This is a genomic window from Kribbella sp. CCNWLW201, from assembly GCF_037203805.1.
Taxonomy (GTDB): Bacteria; Actinomycetota; Actinomycetes; order Propionibacteriales; family Kribbellaceae; genus Kribbella.
Map to the genome: position 1 here is coordinate 1,776,605 of NZ_JBBCBQ010000001.1, position 19,451 is coordinate 1,796,055.

The following is a 19,451-nucleotide window of genomic DNA, read 5'->3' on the forward strand; positions in this document are numbered from 1 at the left end:
CCCCTCGCTCTCCCCCAATTGTGCAGGTAGCCCACACCGAGCGTGACAACCAGTGTCCGCGAGTCGGCGGTTGACCGGGGCAACGAGAGCCGGGTGGGCGGCGTTACGCGGCGACCGGGAGCGGGGCGAGTTTGTCGCGGAGGTCGTCCAGGATCTTCCGCAGGACGCGGGAGACCTGCATCTGGCTGACGCCGATGTCCCGGCCGATCTCGGACTGGGTCCAGCCCTCGACGAACCGCAACTCCAGAATGCGGCGCTCGCGCGGGCCGAGCTCCTCCAGCACCGGTTGCAGCATCTCCACCGTCTCCAACTGGTCGATGCTGGTGTCCTCGACGTCGGCGACGACATCGGCCAGGGTCAGGTCGGCGTCCATGTCGGCCGGCCGGTCGAGGGACAGCACGTTGAAACAGCCCCTGGCGGCCAGCGCCTGCTCGACCTCGGCAACGTCGGCGTCCAGGTAGTCGGCGATCTCGACCGGGGTCGGCTCCCGGTTGAGCTGCTGCTCGAGCAACGGCAGCTTGGTGGCGATGGTGCCCTGCATCTCCTGCAGCCGGCGCGGGATCCGGACGGTCCAGGCGCAGTCGCGGAAGTAGCGTTTCACCTCACCGCGGATGGTCGGGATCGCGAACCCGATGAACGGCGTACCGGTGTCGAGTCGGTAGTGGTGGGCGGCCTTCACCAGGCCCAGATACGCGACCTGCTCGAGGTCGTCGGCCTCGGCGCCGCGGCCGCGAAACCGGCGCGCGATGCCGCGGGCCATTTCGATGTTGAGCTCGACCACCTCTTCGAGCAACTGCTGCCGCTCGGTTTCGTCGGTGCTGGCGGCCCTGCGCTCCATCAGTGCGCGGGTGGCCGCTTCTCGCGCGGCCCGATCGGCCGCGGTCGAACAGTGGACAGGAACTTGATCGGCAATGCCGGTAACCATGGGTATGACCTCGCGACTCGTCGTCACGGCGTGGCACGTATCTGGACCACGGTCATTCCTGCCTGGACCCTGTACCCAACCAGGCAGATGTCATGCGCCTCAGGCGCGGGCCAGCCTGCGTTCGGCGTCTCCCGCGGCGGCCCGCTCCCCCGGCGCCGGGTCGAGGAGCCGGATCGCGGTCCCGGTCCGGTCGGCGAAGACGGCGTACCGGCCCAGCGGGCTGTCCGCCGGGCTGAGCAGCCAGTCGAGGTCACGGTGGTCCGCGAAGAACGAGTCGATGTCACCGACGTCGTACACGCCGCCGGGCCCGAGCGCGCCCTCGGCGGGGTCTCTGACCAGGGCGATGGTCGGTTGGCGGCCGCGTGCCCCGAGCAGAGCACTGTCGTCGCTGGGCCAGGCGATCGGCTCCAGGCCGAGATCCCGGTAGTAGTCCACGCTGGCTTCCAGGTGTTCGACCGGGCGAAGTTCGAACAGCAGTTTCATCAGTCAACCTCCCCGTCAGCGGTTGCGGCGGTCCTGTCCTGATTGGCGGGCCTCGTCGGTGCGGGCGCCGATCTCGGAGATGCGGTCGGCCAGCGCCGGGTGGTCCTTGCTGAGTTGCTCCCCGGCGGCCGCGAGCGGTCCGAGCAGTGCCGCCGAGTCGTTGTTGCCGAGGGCATCGTGTACGGCGTCGACACTCGCCTGGGCCTGTCCCTCCAGCCCGTCGAGCGCCGCGACCTGACCGGCCAGCCGCCGGAGGTCGGCCGCGTTGTCGCGGGCCCAGACCGCGACGGCACGGTCGCCGGCCCGCTGGTCCCGGGCGGCCCGCACCCGCTGCTCTCCGTTCAGCTCCGGTTGGGACGCATGCGGGTTGAGCCGAAGATAGCGGCGTTCGGCTGCTTGCCGACTGGTGACGCCGAGAGCGGGTGCGAGCTGGATCCAGCTGATGCCCGCGGACCGGGCCGCCTCGATCAACCGCGGCTCCCAGTCGCTCAACCGGGTCCGCAATTCACGTAGCAGCACCAGCGCTTCCAGCACCTCGTCCGCGGCGGAAGCGTCCTCCACCCCGGGGACGTTCGGGGCGGAGGGCAGCTTCCCCAGCACCTCCACCAGGAACTCCAGAGCCGCCGCCGGAGTGCGGTCAGTTGCGTCGGGCTGCGGCATCGGAGCTCCTGTTCAGGCGTCGATCTGTTTGGTGTCTTCGACTGTGTCGCCGGCCACCGTCTGGCTACCGGCCTCGCCGCCGCTGATCGCGATCTTGCGTGGCTTGGCCTGCGCCGCGACCGGGATCTTCAGGGTCAGGACGCCGTTCTCGTAGGACGCGCTGATCCGGTCGGCATCGAGGGTGTCGCCGAGGAACAGCTGCCGCGAGAACACCCCGAGCGGCCGCTCGGCGACCTGCATTTCGACGCCCTCGTCCAGTGCGGCCGGACGGCGCTCGGCCTTCACGGTCAGCACGTTCCGCTCGACGTCGAGGTCGATCGCGTCCGCGCTGACGCCGGGCAAGTCGAACACGATCACGTATTCGTCGCCCGACCGGTAGGCGTCCATCGGCATCGGGCTCGGCCGGGACCACGTCCCCGGCGACACCGCGCCGGTCAACTGCTGAGCCAGCCGGTCGAACTCCCGGAACGGGTCAGTGCGCATCAACATCGTTTCCACCTCCTGGTGCATCGACAGTTCGGCTGTCAATACGCACTTCATTGTCTAGCATGTCATCGATCCGTTGACAAGATCTGTGTCACCAATCCGTTGACACCACATCCGCCTGGGTACCGGCGGCGGCATGACAGAGAACGAGTGGTTGATCCGGGCGCCCGTACCCGACGTGTTCGCGATCCTGACGGACGGGTGGACGTACGCCGCCTGGGTCGTCGGAGCGTGCCGGGTCCGTGACGTCGAGGAGGGGTTCCCGCAGCCCGGACACAGCCTCCACCACTCGGTCGGGATCTGGCCGTTCGTGATCGACGACTCCACGACCGTTCAGCAGTACGAGCCGCTGCGTTTCCTACAGCTCCGCGTCCGCGCCTGGCCGACCGGCGAGGGCCAGGTCGAGTTCGTCGCCACCGACCGCGCCGGCGACTGCCACCTGGTGATGCGCGAGCAGGCCGTCAAGGGACCCGCGGCCGCCGTCCCGCCCAGCCTGATCGACCCGCTCCTACGAGCCCGCAACCACGAGACCCTCCGCCGGCTGGCCTTCCTGGCCGAGAGACACCACTGAGATCGGCCGGCGCGGGTACCGGATTCGCATGACGACGCAAGGATCCGTATGGCTGGCGACCGCGACGATCCCCGAGTACGACGGGATCCGCGCTGACAAGCACGCCGACGTAGTAGTGGTCGGTGGTGGCGTGATCGGACTGACCACCGCGCTGTACCTCCAGCAGGAAGGCGCGGACGTCGTACTGCTGGAAGCCGGTCGTGTCGGGGGCCGAACCAGCGGTAACACCACCGGCAAGGTCACCTCGCAACACGGCGCGATCTACGCCGACCTCCTCGACCGCCACGGCCCCGGCAAGGCCGGCCAATACGCGACCGCCAACCAGGCCGCCGTCGAGGAAGTCGCCAAGCTGGTGGACCGCCTCGGCATCGACTGCGAAATCACCCGTACGCCGGCCTTCGTCTACTCGGCCATACCCGACTCACCGCTGCGCCGCGAGGCCGATGTCGCGGCCGCGCTCGGACTCCCGGCCCATTTCGTCGACCCGGAGGAACTCGGCCTGCCCGTGAAGATCGCCGAGGCCGTTCGCTTCGACGATCAGCTCCAGCTGCATCCGGCCCGCTACCTGGCCGGTCTCGCCACGGCGTTCACCCAGGCCGGCGGCCGGATCTTCGAGAACAGCCGGGTGACCGAACTCAACACCGACCACGACATCCAGGCGGTCACCGCCCTAGGCCCGCTGGTCCGCGCCAACCACGGGGTCGTCGCGACCCTGCTGCCGATCGGGCTCACCGGCGGGTACTTCGCCCGCACCCGGCCGAGCCGGTCGCAGGGGATCGCCGTACGGCTGCCGGTCGACGCACCGCCCGGTATGGCGATCTCCGTCGACTCACCGGTGCGATCCACCCGCCCGTGGCCCGGCGGCGGCCCGACCGGGCTGATCGTGGTCGGCAGCGACGACGAGGACGACCCCGAGGCGACCTACCAGAACCTGGTCGACTGGGTCGGTGCGGTGTGGGGTTTCGACGCCGTACCGGAGTACCGCTGGTCGGCCCACGACTACAGCACCCCCGACCTGCTCCCCTTCGTCGGCAAGGCACCGGGCACACCGATGCTGGTTGCCACCGGCATGCACAAGTGGGGACTGAGCAACGGAACGGTTGCCGCCGGCATCCTCCGGGACCTGATCCTCGACCGCGACAACCCCTCGGCCAACCTGTACGACGCCGGTCGCATCGGTGACGTACAAGCGGTGGCGAAACTGGTCAAGGACAACCTCCACGTCGGCAAGGAGTTCGCGTCCGGACACCTGGAACGACTGAAGGGCGGACTCGACCACCTCGAGGTCGGCCAGGGCGGCCTGCTGACGCTCGACGACGGCAGTACCGTCGGCGCCTATCGCGATCACGACGGCGAACTGCACACCGTCCACCCGGTCTGCACCCACCTCGGCTGCCCGCTGCGATGGAACCCGGCCGACACCACCTGGGACTGCAACTGCCACGGCTCCCGCTTCAGCTACACCGGAGCGGTTCTCGACGGGCCGACCACCAAGCCGCTCCCGCCACGCAAGTGACATGCGAAAGGCGCGCGTCCCGGGATGGGACGCGCGCCTTCGTGGTCGCTCGCGATCAGACCTTCTTGGCGATACCCGCCATCAGGATTCGCTGGTACGGCTGCAGGTCCTCGGCGGCCGGGACGTCGCCATCAGGGTCCTCCGGGAACCAGCGGGCCAGGAAGTCCACACCCGGCGGGATGATCGGCATGCCCAGGAAGTGCTGCTCGATCCGCTCCGGGGTCCGGATCCACCCGTTGCCGAGGCTCTCCAGGCCGGCCCGCTCCATCCCCTTCTGCAGCGGCTCACCGGTGTCGACGAAGTCGGTGATGAACAGGTAGCTGCCCGGGACGAGCGCGTTCATCAGCGTCCGGACCCACTCGTCCGGCTTCTCGTCGTCGTGGAAGTGCATGTGCAGGCCGACGACCATCAGCGCGATCGGACGGCTGAAGTCCAGGTGCTGCTTGATGTCCTCGTTGTCGAGGATCTCCTGCGGCTGACGCAGGTCCGCGGTCACCACAATGGTGCTGTTGTTGGTGGCCAGCAGCGCCCGGCCGTGCGCCAGCACGATCGGGTCGTTGTCGACGTAGGCGACCTTGGCGTTCGGGTTGATCTCCTGCGCCGCCTCGTGGGTGTTCTTCTGCGTCGGCAGACCGCTGCCGATGTCGAGGAACTGGTCGATCCCGGCCGTGCGGGCCAGGTACTGCACGCCCTTGACGAGCGCTTCCCGGTTCTCGATCGCGCAGCGACCGGCGTCCGGGACGTACTTCAGGTAGAGCGCCGCGCCTTCCCGGTCGGCGGCGAAGTTGTCCTTGCCACCAAGCAGGGCGTCGTAGACGCGAGCGATGGTCGGTTGGGAAGTGTCGAACTCCGGGTTGGGATCCGGAGCGTCGGAAGTCGCCATCGGCGCAGCCTTCGTGTCGGGGAATCTTGGAGTCATCGTAGGGCAGTTGTGGACCTGTTGGAGCACTGGTTCGGCGCTGCGGGTGTGTTGGTCCGAAAGTCGGCCTCAGTCCATGCCCAAGTGCCTGATTCGTCAAGCAGAGAAGCCTTTTCGGATCACCCGCAGGTTCTGACAAATCAGTCGCTTGCAGGAACTCCACCGACAACCTTCCCCGTCACACAACCCCCCAATCACCACGGACGTCAGTAGTAGTGCGTCTCCTTGAGTACTGCGTGCTCGAGTACGGCGATGTGCTGCCGCGACGAGCCCCCCGGGACAGCCGGCTGATCCGATCGCGGGCCGGTGGACGGCTTTGACCGCCGTACCGCCGGAAAACGGTCACGACGGGCGACGACTCGCGGTGATCACAGCGTGTTCGGCCACGCCGCGTAACGGAGCGGACACATCGCCCCCAAACGTGTACGATGCAAATGCAAGGCCAAATGCACGTGCATATGCCAAAGACGTACGGAAGGTGCAGCTGATGACTGCTGTCTACAACGGCATGCCCGGCGACGCGATGAGCGAGCTGATCTGGCGGAAGAGTCAGCGGAGTGGGCCGAACGGCAACTGCGTAGAGGTGGCGAAGCTTCCGGGCGGCGGCGTGGCGATGCGGAACTCGCGTCACACCGACGGCCCGGCGCTGGTGTTCACCAAAGCCGAGATCGAAGCGTTCCTCGGCGGCGTTCACGACGGCGAGTTCGACGACCTCGCCTGAAAGACCGGTAAGCGAGAGGCCCCTTCGCCAGGCGAGTGGCGAAGGGGCCTCTTTCTGTCCGCAGTTCTCCTGTAGGGCGCTGCGGCTCTAGCTGCACCGCCTACTCAGGTTGCGGCTGTCGAGCGCCGTACCCGGCTGTCAGAGAACGACGAAGGCCGACCCTCCGGCGAGGGTCGGCCTTGCTGCTATTTGGGGCAGGTGCGGACTACTGAACGGTGAGCGGCCAGAGCTGCTCGCTCGGCAGCTCGGACGCAGCACCGCCGGCCGCATTGTCAACGGTGATTCGCAAACCGGTGAACTTCGGCGTCATCACCCGCTGGTACCGCGAGGCACGGTCGGGCTCGGCGACGTACTCGGCGATCAGGTGGTCTCCCAGCCAGATCCGCACCATCTTTCGGCCTCCTACTGCTCGCTCGGTGGTCATGGGGCCAGGCTCACGATCGGGTCACCGTCGAGGTGACGGACACCGCGCAACCAGCCCTCGAAGGCCCAGCGCTGTTGCTCAGGGCAACGCGCAACCAGTTCCTGGATCTCCCGCTCGGTCAGCTCGTCGGGCGCGCGGCCGCTCACGTCGGCGGTGCGCTCGGGTGCCTCACTGTCGTCGTCATTCATCGACTCGGGTTCCCCAACCAGTCATGCCGGCGCTTGCGCCGCCGGCGGTCTGTAGGACCGGCCTGCCGGATCACGCGATGTCACGTTTCGCGAGATTCAGCTCACCTTCTGTGCATGAATCAATCATGGCGTCGGCACGCTACGAATGCAAGCGCCCGATGCACGTGCATCCGCACGTTTTCCACTTCGTGACCCGAAAACCTGGTTTTCCGCCTGGGAACGTCCTCCTCGAGGTCTGTCGAACGGTGTTCGACGACTCTCGGGGAGGCGTCTTTGTCATGACAAATGTGGATTGGCTGACCGGTTCAGTACTACGCTCCGTGACTGGCGATTCGCCTGCAGATCGCTTATGTAAGAACTTCGGCAGATTGCCGGTAGTCCGTGCGATGATGTCTCCCTGCGGGCGAGGTGTCGCCGCTGATCTGAGCTGCTGGGGGCTGTGGGAGGTGGGTGTGTCAGAGTCGGGCGCGCAGAGCGGGCCGACTGCGCTCCGGATCATCCTCGGAGCGCACCTGCGGAGGATGCGGGAGGCGGCGGGGATCACCCGCTCCGACGCGGGCTGGGAGATCCGTTCGTCGGAATCCAAGGTCAGCCGGATGGAGCTCGGTCGCGTCGGCTTCAAGGAGCGCGACGTCAGCGACCTCCTCACGCTGTACGGCCTGGACGACGGCGAGGAGCGCGAACGGCTGCTGGCGCTCGCCCGCGACGCGAACAACCCCGGCTGGTGGCACCGCTTCGGCGACGTACTGCCGAGCTGGTTCCACTCCTATCTGGACCTCGAGTCCGCCGCCCAGCTGATCCGTACCTATGAGCCGCAGTTCATCCCGGGTCTGCTGCAGACACCGGAGTACGTGCGCGCCGTCGTACAGCTCGGCCGCGGCCTGATCCCGGCCGACGAGGTCGAGCGCCGGGTCGCCCTGCGGGTCAACCGGCAGGGGATCCTCACCCGGCCCGACCCGGTGCGCCTGTGGGCCGTCGTCGACGAGTCGGTGCTGCGCCGGCCGATCGGCGGGGTGAAGGCGATGCGCCTGCAGCTGGAGCATCTGCTCGAGGCGACCCACCTGCCGAACCTGACGCTCCAGGTGATGGAGTTCGACGGCGGCGGTCACGCCGCGACCGGTGGTGCGTACAGCATCCTGCGTTTCCCCGAGCAGGACCTGCCCGACATCGTCTACATCGAGCACCTGACCAGTGCGCTCTACCTGGACAAGCTCGAGGACCTCGACCGGTACACGGCCACCATGGAAGCTCTGTGCGTCGCGGCCCCGCCGCCGAACAAGACGCGCGACATCCTCGCCCGGATCCTGCGCTCGTACGACGACTGACGTCAACTGTTGTCGGTCAGCCAGGTGATCAGCGGCTTGGTCGCCCGCCAGTCGGCGCGGACGTGCTCGACGAGCTCCGGGGTGTGGATCACCGGCTCGAAGCCGTAGGACTTGCCGACCGTCAGGGACTTGTGCCGGAGCAGTTCGATCCGGGGATGCTCGGGGTCGTAGCCGCGCGGGCTCGTCTTCAGCCGATCACCACCAACCGTCCAACCAGCCGCGGTGAGGTCGGCCAGCAGCCGCTCGAGTTGTTTGCCGCGGCGGTCGTCGTCGATCGCCGTCCGCACCCGGCCGAGCCGTTCCGAACTCGCCTCGTAGAAACCCGCCGCCACCCGGACGCCCGGCGCGGAGACCTGGACGTACCACCCGGTCGCGGGAGCGACATCGATGAACGCACCCTGATGCGTCTTGTACGGCGTCTTGTCCTTGGCGAACCGGACGTCGCGATACGGCCGGAACATCTTCGCCGCACCGAACTCCTCCTCGAGCTCCGCCAGCAGTGCCGCCATCGGGGCGCGGACCGACTCCTCGTAGACGTGCTTGTTGGCCGTCCAGAAGGTCTTGGAGTTGTCCATCTCGAGGTCGTCGTAGAAGTCCAGCGCAGCCGCCGGGAACCCGGAAAAACTCATGCCCTCACGATAGTTCGGTTAATCGCGGGGTACCGGGGGCGGGCACCAGTAGGACCCATTCGAGAGGACATGCGATGCCCGCGGACGTTGTCGATCTGATCATGCAGGACCACCGAGAGGTCGAGCGACTGTTCGACGAGCTGAAGGAGAATCCGGACAAGCGTCCGAATCTGCTCCCCGTGCTCACCACGCTACTGACCGCGCACAGCCGCGCCGAAGAGGCCGAGGTCTACCCGGTCGCGGCCGCCGAGGCCGGTGAGAAGGAGGAGGTCTCGCACAGTCAGCAGGAGCACATCGAGGCCGACCAGTTGCTGGCGAAGCTCGCGAAGACCGACCCGGAGTCGCCCGCCTTCGACAAAGCCCTGCAGAACCTGGTCGATGCGGTGTCGCACCACGTCGAGGAGGAAGAGACGAAGGTGCTGCCGGGGATGCGTGCCGGTCTGTCGGACGAACGGCGGGCGCAGCTCGGCGAGGCGTTCGTTGCCAGCCGCAAGCAACACCTCGGCGAGCAGCCCGGTGACATGACCCGGGACGACCTGGCCCAGCAGGCGAAGAACGCGGATGTCTCCGGTACGTCGGGGCTGAGCAAGGACCAATTGAAGAAGAAGCTCGAGAAGGAAGCCGAGAGCTGACCGATCAGGTGCGCCGGCAACAACCTGGCGCATGCCGGCGCACCGCGGGTCTCAACGCACCGTTCGGAAGAACGCGCGGACGTCCTCGGTCAGGACCTTGGGTTGTTCGAGCGCAGCGAAGTGGCCGCCGTGCGGGTGGCTGGTCCAGCGGACGATGTTGTCCGTGCCGGCCACCCGGTGGCGCAGCGGGATGAAGTTGTCATGGGCAAGATCCAGCATCGCGGTCGGGGTCGTCGACGGCTCCGCCGGCCGGCCCCAGTACGGCGCGTGCGTGCGCTCGTAGTAGATGCGTCCAGAGGATCCTGCCGTACCTGTGAGCCAGTAGAGCATCACGTTGGTGAGGAGCAGGTCGCGGTCGACGGTGCTCGCCGGATCCGCCCACTCCTCGAACTTCTCGGCGATCCAGGCCAGCTGGCCGACCGGTGAGTCGGTGAGTGCGTAGGCCAGCGTCTGTGGGCGGGTCGACTGCAGATCGGCGTACCCCTGCTTCTCCTTGGAGAACAGCTGTTGCCGGCGCCAGGAGGCCCAGGTGCGTTCACGCTCGGCCGGGTCGAGCGGCTCCAGCTCTTCCGGGGTCGGCTCGGAGATCGCACCTGCGCCGGGGATGAGATTGAGGTGTACGCCGATCACCCGCGGGTCGATTCGCCCGGCCTCACGGGAGATCGCGGCACCCCAGTCGCCGCCTTGGACGCCGTACCGGTCGTAGCCCAGCCGGGTCATCAGCTCAGACCAGGCCCGGCCGACGCGCATGAACTCCCAGCCGGGCTCGCGGGTCGGCCCGGACAGCGTGAAGCCCGGGATGGTCGGGATCACCAGGTCGAACGCGTCGGCCGGATCGCCGCCGTACGCGCGCGGGTCGGACAACGGTCCGGCGACGTCGGCGAACTCGACGATCGACCCGGGCCAGCCGTGGGTGAGGATCAGCGGAATCGCGTCCGGCTCGGGCGACCGGAGGTGGGCGAAGTGCACGTTCGCGCCGTCGATCGTGGTCGTGTACTGCGGCCACTCGTTCAGCCGTGCCTCGGCCTTGCGCCAGTCGTAGTCGTGCCGCCAGTACGCGACCAGGTCCTGGAGATAGTCCTTCGGTACGCCGTACGCCCAGCCGACGCCGGGCAACTCGTCCGGCCAGCGGGTCAGCTCCAGCCGGGTGCGCAGGTCCGCCAGGTCGCTGTCCGGCACGTCCAGCCGGAACGGTTCGATACTCACTCCGGCAGCCTGCCGTGGCAGCCGCCGTACCGCACCTGAATTCAGGCGCTGACCTTGTCGCGGACGACCTTCACGGCCGCCGCGGCGATCAGGCAGAGCACGCCCGCACTGATCACGATGGTCACCAGCGTGCCGGCCCCGTTCAGAGCGTTGTCGCACGCCATCGGGGTCAGGCCCGCGGCCGGCTGGAAGGCGGAACCGCAGTCCGTGCCGCCGGCCGAGACCGACCGGAAGCCGAGGAGCACCCCGCCGAGCACGATGGCCACTCCGGCGATGGCGAGAATCTTGTTCAGCGTCGTCACGACGATCCAGGCGCCGCTGATCGTGGGCATGCCGACGGCACGCCCCGTGAGCCCCGTTGCACTTCGTCCACTCCTGACCCTCGACTGACCACCCTGATCGAACTTACGGTCCGGCGCCGGATCAGCCACACCCGATCTGGCGGTCAGCATCGATTCTTCACACAGTCCTTACTCAGGACATGACTGGCGTGACGATCGTCTCAAAGCGCGACGTGGCGCCGATCACGTACCTCCTTCGTAGCCGAATCGCCACGGCTTGTGGTCGGTGGTTTCGACGTCTTGACAGGGCTGCTCGGCAGGTGCTTACTTTTGCACTAAATTTAGTGCCGAAGTAAGTCTCTCGCCGGAGGTGTTCGTGACTGGTCAGGGCCCACGGGGCGACCTGGTGCCGTCCGGGATCGTCGCGCTGCTGGGGACCCGCGGACCGACGTCCCGGACCGACATCGCGCGCGGTCTCGGCCTCAGCCCGGCGACCGTCACCCAGGTGACGAAGGACCTGATCGCGCGTGGCGTGGTCGAGGAGCTCGAGTCGGTGCCGTCGAACGGCGGCCGCCCGGCCCGCCTGCTCGGTTTGGTCAGCCAGGCGGGTGTCGCGATCGGTGCCAAGGTCACCGCCGATCACGTCGCCGTTGTCACCGTCGAGCTCGACGGGACGGTCCGGTCCACGCACTCACACCCGTACGACCCCGGCAGCAGCGACGCGATCCCCGAGCTCGGCCGGATTCTCGCGGCCGAGGTCGCCGACCTCGATGACCGGTTGCTCGGCGTCGGCGTCGGCGTACCGGGATCTGTTGATTCGCAGGCGTCCGGGATCGTCGACGCACCCACGCTGTCCTGGCGGGCCGCGCCGGTCGGTCCGGTCCTGCGTCAGGCCATCGGTACGCCGGTACTGGTCGACAACGACGTGAACACGTTGGCCGCGGCCGAGCGACTGTACGGGATCGGCCGCGACCATTCGGCGTACCTGGTGGTGACGATCGGGCGTGGTATCGGCTGCGGGATCGTCGTCGACGGCGGGATCTACCGCGGCGCCAACGGCGGCGCGGGCGAGATCGGCCACATCCCCGTGTGGGCGTCGCGTGATGGCGAGGAACCACCGTGCACGTGCGGGTCGACCGGGTGCTTGGAGGCGTACATCGGCGCCGAAGGGTTGACGCGTACGGCGCAGGACCGCTGCGGGATCAGGTCGATCGACGCTTTGTTGCGCGCGGCAACCAAGGGCAACGAGGCGGCGCGTGCGGTCTATGCGGAGGCGGGTGAGCTGCTCGGGCGGGCGTTGGCCGGGGTCATCCACACCGTCGACCCGGAGGTCGTCGTACTGCTCGGCGAAGGAGTGGACGGATGGGAGTTCTGGGAGCCCGGGTTCGAGCCGTCGTTCCGGCGATCGTTGCTACCGGCCCGCAAAGACGTGCCACTGGTGGTCGAGCCGTGGACGGAGGACCAGTGGGCCCGCGGCGCGGCATCGCTCGTGCTGGCGTCGCCGTTCGACTCGACGGGCAACGGAGGCGAGCAGAGCCGCCTGGTCCGCGCCCGCCTGGGGGCATCATGAACGAGCGCAGCGAGTTCATCATCGAACACTGCGTACCTTGTGCCTCATCGGCGCCCGGAGCGAAGCGAGGACGTCGATGAGTCTGGCGACGTTGAGCCGACCGGAGTCGCGGAACGCGACCCGGCAGAGCTCCGGGCGGCGGGGACTGGGCTGGAAGAAGCTCGGGTGGGTGCTGTTCTTCTTGCTGCCCAGTGCGATCCCGCTGTTCGTCTTCACGCTGGTGCCGATGGTGTCCAGCCTGTGGGTCAGCCTGCACAAGTGGAACCTGATCTCGCCGATGGAGTGGGTCGGGCTCGACAACTACGCGAACCTGCTGACCGATCCGATGACGCGGCGGGTCTTCCTGCACACGCTTATCTACGTCGCCGGCTATCTCCCGCTGGTGTACGTCGGCGGACTCGGACTGGCGCTCGCACTCAACCAGAAGTTGAAGGGCCGGGCCTTTCTGCGGGCGACGTACTTCCTGCCGGTCGTGACCAGCTGGGTGGTGGTCGCGCTGGTCTGGAAGTGGTTGCTGAATCCGACCAATGGCCTGGTCAACCAGTTGCTCGGGGCAATCGGCTTGCCGGAGCCGGGGTGGTGGACAGATCCGCACTGGGCGCTGCCCGCGGTGATCCTGTCGTCGGCGTGGAAGGACCTCGGGTTCGTGATGGTGATCCTGCTGGCCGGGCTGCAGTCGATCCCGACCGACGTCTACGAGGCGGCGACCGTGGACGGTTCGAACGCGTGGCAGCGGTTCTGGCGGATCACGCTGCCGCTGCTGTCGCCGTCGACCCTCTTCGTGGTGGTGATATCACTGATCAACGGCTTCCAGGTCTTCGACCAGGTGTACGTGATGACCGCCGGCGGGCCGTCCGGGTCGAGCCAGGTAGTGGTCGGGCAGATCTACGACCTCACCTTCCGGTACGGACGCGCCGGTGAGGCGTCCGCCCTGTCCTGGATCCTGTTCGCGCTGATCCTGGTGATCACCGTGATCCAGATCCGCGGCCAGCGGAAGTGGGTGCACTATGCGTGAGCCGCGCCGGATCTTCTGGTACGCCGCCGTCCTGGTGGGTGCGGCGATCATGCTGTTCCCGTTCCTGTGGACCGTGATCACCTCGATCACGCCGGAAGGATCACTGGCCGACGGGCCGACGTTGATTGTCGACAATCCGACGCTCGACGCCTATCGCACCCTGCTGGACGCGATGCCGATCTGGCGGATCCTGGTCAACTCGCTGCTGATCGCGATCGCCTCGACGGTGTTGCAGCTGATCACCGGGTCGATGGCGGCGTACGGGTTCGCCCGGTTGCAGTTCCCGTTGAAGAACGTGATCTTCGGCTGTTACCTGGCGACGCTGATGGTGCCGCTGCAGGTGCTCGTCGTACCGCTGTTCATCGAGATGAAGACGCTCAACCTGCAGGACACGTACTTCGCTCTGCTCGCGCCGACGATCGCGTCCGCGTTCGGGGTGTTCCTGCTCCGGCAGGCCGTCACCGCCGTACCGGCCGAGCTGGACGAGGCGGCCACCATCGACGGGGCCGGGCACCTGCGCATCTTCACCACCATCGTGCTGCCGCTGATCCGGCCCGCGCTCGCGACCGTCGCGGTGTTCGCGTTCATGGGCAGCTGGAACAGCTTCCTCTGGCCGCTGGTCGTGATCCGGTCGCCGGAGTTCATGACCCTGCCGCTCGGGCTGGCCACGCTCCAAGGCCAGTTCACCACCCAGTGGGACGTCGTGATGGCGGGTTCCGTCGTCTCGATCGTGCCCATCGCGATCGTCTACCTGCTCGCGCAGCGCCACATCATCGCCGGTGTCGCACACACCGGTATCAAGTAGGAGGGGAACCACCATGCGTTCACTGAAGTTTGCGGCTGCCGGTCTGGCCGGCTTGCTCGCGCTGACTGCCTGCGGGCAGGGGTCGGCGACCAAGGAGGCCGCGGCGCCGGACGGCAAGGCGGTCGTGAGGTACATGAACTTCTCCGCCAACGACGGCCACGAGAAGGACCTGACCGCGATCGTCAACGCGTTCCAGACCGCCAACCCGGACATCACCGTCCAGGTCGAGACGGTCCCGTACGCCAACTACTTCACCAAGCTGCAGACCGCGGTCGCCGGCGGTACGGCGGCCGACACGTTCGAGCTCAACTACGAGAACTTCGTGACGTACGCCAAGAACGGCTCACTCGCGGAGCTGCAGAACGTCGACTCGTCGGTCTACAAGAAGTCCCTGTACGACGCGTTCACCTCGGACGGGAAGCAGTACGGCGTCCCCGAATCGTTCTCGAACGTCGTGCTGTTCTACAACAAGACGCTGTTCAAGCAGGCCGGGGTGGCCGAGCCGACCGCGTCGTGGACCTGGAAGGACGAGCAGGCCGCGGCGGCCAAGCTGACCAACAAGGGCGCCAAGGTGTGGGGCGACTACCAGCCGGTGTCGTACAACGAGTTCTACAAGGTGCTCGCGCAGAACGGCGGCGAGTTCCTGAATGCGGACCGGACCGAGGCGACGTTCAACTCGCCGCAGGGCATCGAGGCGGCGCAGTTCCTGATCGGCAAGGTGGGCAAGACGATGCCGACCGAGGCGGACGGTGCCGGTACGCCGGACTTCGACTCGAAGCTGTTCAAGTCCGGCAAGCTGGCGATGTGGCACACCGGGATCTGGATGTTCTCGGCGCTGGCGGACGCCAAGTTCGACTGGGATGTCGTGGTCGAGCCGGGGAACACGCGGAAGGCGTCGGCGATGTTCGTGAACGGGCTGGTGGTCAACGCCGCGTCGAAGAACACCGAGGCCGCGCAGAAGTGGATCACCTTCCTGGCGTCGTCGGACGACACCACCAAGACCCGGCTGGCCACGTCGTGGGAGCTGCCGCCGGTCGCGGACGAGGCGAAGCTCGCGCCGTATCTGCAGCAGCCGAAGCCCGCCAACCGTGAGGCCGTCTTCACCGCCCTGGACGAGACCGTGCTCCCGCCGGTCGTCGAACGCCAGCAGGAGATGCAGGACCTGGTCACCCAGGAACTAACCTCCGCCGCCGCCGGCCGCAAAACGGTCGAGAAGGCACTAGCCGACGCCCAAACCAAGGTGAACGGCCTCCTGAAGAAGTGATTGCGTCGGGAGTGGATGTGATGCGACTGCGTGCGCTGGCTGAACACAGCCACGCAGTCATCACCGGGCATCAGGATGCCGGTGGGGCCTATCCGGCGGCGCCTACGTTTTCGGCGTACAAGGGGTATGCGTGGTTGCGGGATGGGGCGTTTACTGCGGAGGGGGTTTCGCGGTACGGGGATGTCCGGTCGGCGGGTCGGTTTCATGACTGGGTGGATCGGGTGTTGCGGGGGCGGCGCGGGCAGGTGGATGAGTTGTGTGCGGCCGTTGCGCGGGGTGAGGTGCCGGACGACTCGGCGATGTTGCCGACCAGGTTCACGTTCGACGGGGCGGACGGGTCGGATCCCTGGTGGGATTTCCAGACCGACGGTTATGGGATGTGGTTGTGGTCGGTGGTGACACATGCGGCGCGGCACGGGCTCGATCTCGAGCGGTGGAGGGGTGGGATCGACGTTGCCGTGGACTACCTGGTCGCGTTCTGGGACCGGCCGTGTTACGACTGGTGGGAGGAGCATGTCGAGCACCGGCATGTCTCCACCCTCGGGGCGATCCACGGCGGGTTGGTTGCCATCAGCCCGTATACGTCGGCACCCGTGGAGACTGTTGCCGCGAGCATCCGTGCGCTGGTCGATGCGCAGGGCATCCAGGACGGTCATCTGACCAAGTGGCTGGGATCACCGGCGGTGGACGGATCGTTGCCGGCGTGCGTCGTACCGTTCGGGCTGGTGTCGGGTGAGGTCGCCACGGCCACGCTGAAGGCGGTGCAGCGGGACCTGGATGTCGATGGTGGGGTCCATCGGTTCACGGCTGATGTGTTCTACGGCGGTGGGCAGTGGATTCTGTTGTCGGCCTTGCTCGGCTGGAACCTTGCTGTTGCCGGCGACACCGAAGGCGCTTGGCGGCACCTGCGCTGGATCGCGGCGCAGGCGGACGACGCCGGTGATCTGCCGGAACAGGTGCCGCATCACCTGCTGCATCCCGGATCGCGCGACGAGTGGATCGCGCGCTGGGGAACCGTGGCCAGCCCGCTGCTCTGGTCGCACGGTATGTACCTGATCCTCGCCGACGAGCTCGGCATCACCGGCAAGGCGGCCTGAATGATCACCCATCGCCCCCACGGCATCGAACACCCCTACGCCTCCTCCCCCGACCAACGCGTCCCCGTCCTCCCGCTGGCCGGCACCCCGGTCCGCCTGGGTGTGGTCGCCTCCCCCGACGTCGCCCGGGTCGTCTGCGAGTGGGGTACGACGTCGCTGGAGATGTCGCCGGCGCAGGACACGGCCGCTGACGCGGCTGCACTCGCAGGCGGCGAGGGACACCTGAGCGAGGCCCAGGCGAAGTCGCTGGGAGCCGATGGCGGCTGGTCTGTGGAGACGCCTCCGGTCACAGAGCCAGTGACCTACCGCTTCCGCGCCTACAAGGCATCCGGCGCCGCCGGGATCGGCGGCGCGGCCGAAGAGGGCGGACCGGCGGGCGAGGTGGAAGTCACCGTGTGGTTTGAGGTGGCGCCGGCTAGCTGGGTGAGTGAGGGTGGTGAAGTTCGCGGCGGCGGGGACCGGGTGCGGGGTGTTGAGTGGCTTGTATCGGCTGACGGGGTTCACCGGTGCCGGCTCACTCTCCCGCTGCGGGCTGGGGATCGACTGGTGGGGTTCGGGGAGCGGTACGACGTACTGGATCAGCGGGGGCGGGACCTCGACGCGGTGGTGTTCGAGCAGTACAAGTCGCAGGGCGTACACGGGCGGACGTATCTGCCGATGCCGTTCGCGCATGTGGTGAATGCCGACGGCAACGGATGGGGATTCCACGTGCGGACGTCGCGTCGTACCTGGTTCTCGTCCGACGACACCGCCCTGACCGTGGAAGTTGCCCTCGGCGACGACCCGACCGTTGACCTGGGCATCTACGAGGGATCGCCCACGGACGTGCTGACCGCCTTCCTGGACGAGGTCGGGCGGGCCGAGGAGCTGCCGTCGTGGGTGTTCCGGTTGTGGGCCTCCGGCAACGAGTGGAACACGCAAGAACTTGTGATGGCACGGATGGACACGCATCGCGACCTCGATATCCCGGTCGGCGCCGTCGTGATCGAGGCGTGGAGTGACGAGGAAGGCATCACCATCTGGCGGGACGCGCAGTACGACGTGACGCCCGACGGCAGCGCGCACAAGGCGAGCGACTTCACCTACCCGGCCGGCGGTGCTTGGCCGTCGCCGAAGGCCATGATCGACGAGCTGCACCGGCGCGGGATCAAGGTGATCCTCTGGCAGATCCCGTTGCAGAAGTCGGAGTTCGACACCGGGCAGGTCGCGGCCGACGCCGAGGCGATGGTTCGGGACGGGTACGCCGTACTGGAGGCGGACGGTACGGCGTACCACAACCGCGGATGGTGGTTCCCGCAGGCACTCATGCCGGATCTGTCCGTGCAGCGGAGCCGCGACTGGTGGACCGAGAAACGCCGCTACCTGGTCGAGGACTTCGACGTCGACGGGTTCAAGACCGACGGCGGCGAGCACGCCTGGGGTCACGATCTCCGGTACGCCGACGGACGTCGCGGGGACGAGGGCAACAACCTGTTCCCGGTGCACTACGCGCGGGCGTTCGGCGATCTCCTCCGTTCGGCCGGGAAGGCGCCGGTGACGTTCTCACGGGCGGGCTTCACCGGCTCGCAGGCGCACGGCATCTTCTGGGCCGGCGACGAGGACTCCACCTGGGACGCGTTCCGCTCGTCCGTCACGGCCGGCCTGACCGCGGCCTCGTGCGGAATCGTCTACTGGGGTTGGGATCTGGCCGGCTTCTCCGGCCCGGTGCCCGACGCCGAGCTGTACCTGCGGGCCACCGCCGCGTCGGCTTTCATGCCGATCATGCAGTACCACTCGGAGTTCAACCACCACCAGCTCCCGCTCCGCGATCGCGCCCCGTGGCACGTCGCAGAGACCACCGGAGACGACCGAGTCATCCCGGTCTTCCGCCAGTACGCCGTACTCCGCGAGAAGCTCGTCCCCTACCTCAGCGAACAGGCCGCCCGAGCGGTCACCACGGACCGCCCGCTGATGCGACCGCTGTTCTTCGACCACGCCGACGACCCGGAGATCTGGAACCACCCGTACCAGTACCTCCTGGGCGACGAACTCCTGGTCAACCCCGTCCTGACTCCGGGCGCTTCGACGTGGACGACGTACCTCCCGGACGGCGACTGGATCGACGTCTGGACGGGCGCCTCCGTGCCGAGCGGCCTGGTGACGCGGGGCGTCCCCCTCGAGATCGTCCCGGTCTACTGCCGCACCGCCGCCTGGCCGACGGTCCGCGACTTCTTCTGACGGATCGCGTCCAGCAACAGATCGAGGTGACCGCGATGCTGCGCGGTCTCCTCGATCATGTGCAGGTAGATCCACCGCAGGCTCACCAGCTTGTCCCCGAACGAAGCCCGCGCCGCCTGTACGTCGAGTGACTCGAGCCGGGCGACGATTCCGCGACTGGCGTCGCACGCGCTGAGATAGAGGTCCCGGAGTTCGGTCACCGAGTTGTCCGCCGCCGAATGGAACTCCCAGTCGGGATCCTGGCCGAATGGTGCCGACAGCCACGGCTCCGCACTCGGCGCGTCGAGCAACTTGTGGCTGAACCAAAGGTCCTCCATCGCGGCCAGGTGCTTCACGATCCCGCCGACGGTCAGGTCGGTCGCCGGGAGCACCCGGTCGGCCGCCTCCTCGTCCGTCACCCCGTCGAGCGTTCGCACCACCCCCGCCCGGTGGAAGTCGAGAAACTGCTCCAGCATCGACCGCTCGGCAACCGCCACCTCAGGAAACCCCGTCACCTCCCCCAGTCTGCCCACGACGG

Annotated in this window: 22 protein-coding genes; 11 read left to right on the forward strand and 11 right to left on the reverse strand. The window is 67.7% G+C overall.

The annotated features are described in order from the left end of the window. Positions 1–103: 103 nt before the first annotated feature. The 4 genes from V9K99_RS08575 to V9K99_RS08590 form a co-directional block, all read right to left on the reverse strand. A complete protein-coding gene (locus tag V9K99_RS08575; protein ID WP_337322914.1) occupies positions 104–838 on the reverse strand; it encodes a sigma-70 family RNA polymerase sigma factor in 735 nt (244 codons plus the stop codon). A gap of 186 nt (positions 839–1,024) precedes the next feature. After that, positions 1,025–1,408, reverse strand: a complete 384-nt coding sequence (locus V9K99_RS08580) for a hypothetical protein (RefSeq protein ID WP_337322913.1) — start codon at positions 1,406–1,408, stop codon at positions 1,025–1,027. 15 nt (positions 1,409–1,423) lie between these two features. Then, a complete protein-coding gene (locus tag V9K99_RS08585; protein WP_337322912.1) occupies positions 1,424–2,068 on the reverse strand; it encodes a hypothetical protein in 645 nt (214 codons plus the stop codon). Between the two features lie 12 nt (positions 2,069–2,080). Continuing rightward, positions 2,081–2,557 carry an Hsp20/alpha crystallin family protein gene (locus V9K99_RS08590; RefSeq protein WP_337322911.1) on the reverse strand — a complete coding sequence of 159 codons (477 nt, stop codon included), beginning with the start codon at positions 2,555–2,557 and terminating at the stop codon, positions 2,081–2,083. 133 nt (positions 2,558–2,690) lie between these two features. Between V9K99_RS08590 and V9K99_RS08595 the strand changes: the two genes are divergently transcribed. Both V9K99_RS08595 and V9K99_RS08600 read left to right on the forward strand, forming a co-directional pair. Beyond that, complete coding sequence (locus V9K99_RS08595) at positions 2,691–3,125, forward strand: SRPBCC family protein (protein ID WP_337322910.1); 435 nt, start codon at positions 2,691–2,693, stop codon at positions 3,123–3,125. A gap of 28 nt (positions 3,126–3,153) precedes the next feature. Further along, complete coding sequence (locus V9K99_RS08600; RefSeq protein ID WP_337322909.1) at positions 3,154–4,641, forward strand: FAD-dependent oxidoreductase; 1,488 nt, start codon at positions 3,154–3,156, stop codon at positions 4,639–4,641. Between the two features lie 55 nt (positions 4,642–4,696). Here V9K99_RS08600 and V9K99_RS08605 read toward each other — a convergent pair whose 3' ends face one another. Continuing rightward, complete coding sequence (locus tag V9K99_RS08605) at positions 4,697–5,524, reverse strand: SAM-dependent methyltransferase (RefSeq protein ID WP_337322908.1); 828 nt, start codon at positions 5,522–5,524, stop codon at positions 4,697–4,699. Between the two features lie 523 nt (positions 5,525–6,047). On the opposite strand from V9K99_RS08605, the gene V9K99_RS08610 reads away from it, so the two are divergent. Next, complete coding sequence (locus tag V9K99_RS08610; protein WP_337322907.1) at positions 6,048–6,281, forward strand: DUF397 domain-containing protein; 234 nt, start codon at positions 6,048–6,050, stop codon at positions 6,279–6,281. Between the two features lie 205 nt (positions 6,282–6,486). On the opposite strand, the gene V9K99_RS08615 is transcribed toward V9K99_RS08610, so the two are convergent. Both V9K99_RS08615 and V9K99_RS08620 read right to left on the reverse strand, forming a co-directional pair. Then, positions 6,487–6,705: a hypothetical protein gene (locus V9K99_RS08615; RefSeq protein ID WP_337322906.1), complete on the reverse strand. Its 219-nt coding sequence runs from the start codon at positions 6,703–6,705 to the stop codon at positions 6,487–6,489. Next, complete coding sequence (locus V9K99_RS08620; RefSeq protein WP_337322905.1) at positions 6,702–6,893, reverse strand: hypothetical protein; 192 nt, start codon at positions 6,891–6,893, stop codon at positions 6,702–6,704. The genes V9K99_RS08615 and V9K99_RS08620 overlap by 4 nt, the downstream gene beginning before the upstream one ends. Before the next feature lie 452 nt (positions 6,894–7,345). On the opposite strand from V9K99_RS08620, the gene V9K99_RS08625 reads away from it, so the two are divergent. Continuing rightward, positions 7,346–8,218, forward strand: a complete 873-nt coding sequence (locus V9K99_RS08625) for a helix-turn-helix domain-containing protein (RefSeq protein ID WP_337322904.1) — start codon at positions 7,346–7,348, stop codon at positions 8,216–8,218. A 2-nt stretch (positions 8,219–8,220) separates the two neighbouring features. On the opposite strand, the gene V9K99_RS08630 is transcribed toward V9K99_RS08625, so the two are convergent. Then, positions 8,221–8,847 (reverse strand): DUF2461 domain-containing protein, encoded by a 627-nt coding sequence (locus V9K99_RS08630; RefSeq protein ID WP_337322903.1) that lies wholly within the window; start codon positions 8,845–8,847, stop codon positions 8,221–8,223. A gap of 74 nt (positions 8,848–8,921) precedes the next feature. Between V9K99_RS08630 and V9K99_RS08635 the strand changes: the two genes are divergently transcribed. Then, entirely contained in the window at positions 8,922–9,479 is a 558-nt protein-coding gene (locus V9K99_RS08635) for a hemerythrin domain-containing protein (RefSeq protein WP_337322902.1), read from the forward strand. 51 nt (positions 9,480–9,530) lie between these two features. Here V9K99_RS08635 and V9K99_RS08640 read toward each other — a convergent pair whose 3' ends face one another. Beyond that, positions 9,531–10,685 carry an epoxide hydrolase family protein gene (locus V9K99_RS08640; protein WP_337322901.1) on the reverse strand — a complete coding sequence of 385 codons (1,155 nt, stop codon included), beginning with the start codon at positions 10,683–10,685 and terminating at the stop codon, positions 9,531–9,533. Between the two features lie 41 nt (positions 10,686–10,726). Next, the gene (locus tag V9K99_RS08645) at positions 10,727–11,017 is read right to left on the reverse strand and encodes a hypothetical protein (protein WP_337322900.1); all 291 of its coding nucleotides are present in this window, start codon (positions 11,015–11,017) and stop codon (positions 10,727–10,729) included. A gap of 325 nt (positions 11,018–11,342) precedes the next feature. On the opposite strand from V9K99_RS08645, the gene V9K99_RS08650 reads away from it, so the two are divergent. The 6 genes from V9K99_RS08650 to V9K99_RS08675 all read left to right on the forward strand — a co-directional run bounded on the left by V9K99_RS08650 (position 11,343) and on the right by V9K99_RS08675 (position 18,934). Further along, positions 11,343–12,536 (forward strand): ROK family transcriptional regulator, encoded by a 1,194-nt coding sequence (locus tag V9K99_RS08650; protein WP_337322899.1) that lies wholly within the window; start codon positions 11,343–11,345, stop codon positions 12,534–12,536. Positions 12,537–12,612: 76 nt separating this feature from the next. Then, a complete protein-coding gene (locus tag V9K99_RS08655; RefSeq protein ID WP_337322898.1) occupies positions 12,613–13,551 on the forward strand; it encodes a carbohydrate ABC transporter permease in 939 nt (312 codons plus the stop codon). After that, entirely contained in the window at positions 13,544–14,356 is an 813-nt protein-coding gene (locus tag V9K99_RS08660; protein WP_337322897.1) for a carbohydrate ABC transporter permease, read from the forward strand. Before V9K99_RS08655 ends, V9K99_RS08660 begins: the two co-directional genes overlap by 8 nt. Positions 14,357–14,369: 13 nt before the next feature. Further along, positions 14,370–15,620 (forward strand): ABC transporter substrate-binding protein, encoded by a 1,251-nt coding sequence (locus V9K99_RS08665; RefSeq protein WP_337322896.1) that lies wholly within the window; start codon positions 14,370–14,372, stop codon positions 15,618–15,620. Positions 15,621–15,640: 20 nt separating this feature from the next. Next, a complete protein-coding gene (locus tag V9K99_RS08670) occupies positions 15,641–16,717 on the forward strand; it encodes a glycoside hydrolase family 15 protein (protein ID WP_337322895.1) in 1,077 nt (358 codons plus the stop codon). Continuing rightward, entirely contained in the window at positions 16,718–18,934 is a 2,217-nt protein-coding gene (locus V9K99_RS08675) for a glycoside hydrolase family 31 protein (protein WP_337322894.1), read from the forward strand. On the opposite strand, the gene V9K99_RS08680 is transcribed toward V9K99_RS08675, so the two are convergent. Then, entirely contained in the window at positions 18,889–19,428 is a 540-nt protein-coding gene (locus V9K99_RS08680; protein ID WP_337322893.1) for a DinB family protein, read from the reverse strand. The two genes, V9K99_RS08675 and V9K99_RS08680, sit on opposite strands and share 46 nt — an antisense overlap. Positions 19,429–19,451 lie beyond the last annotated feature (23 nt).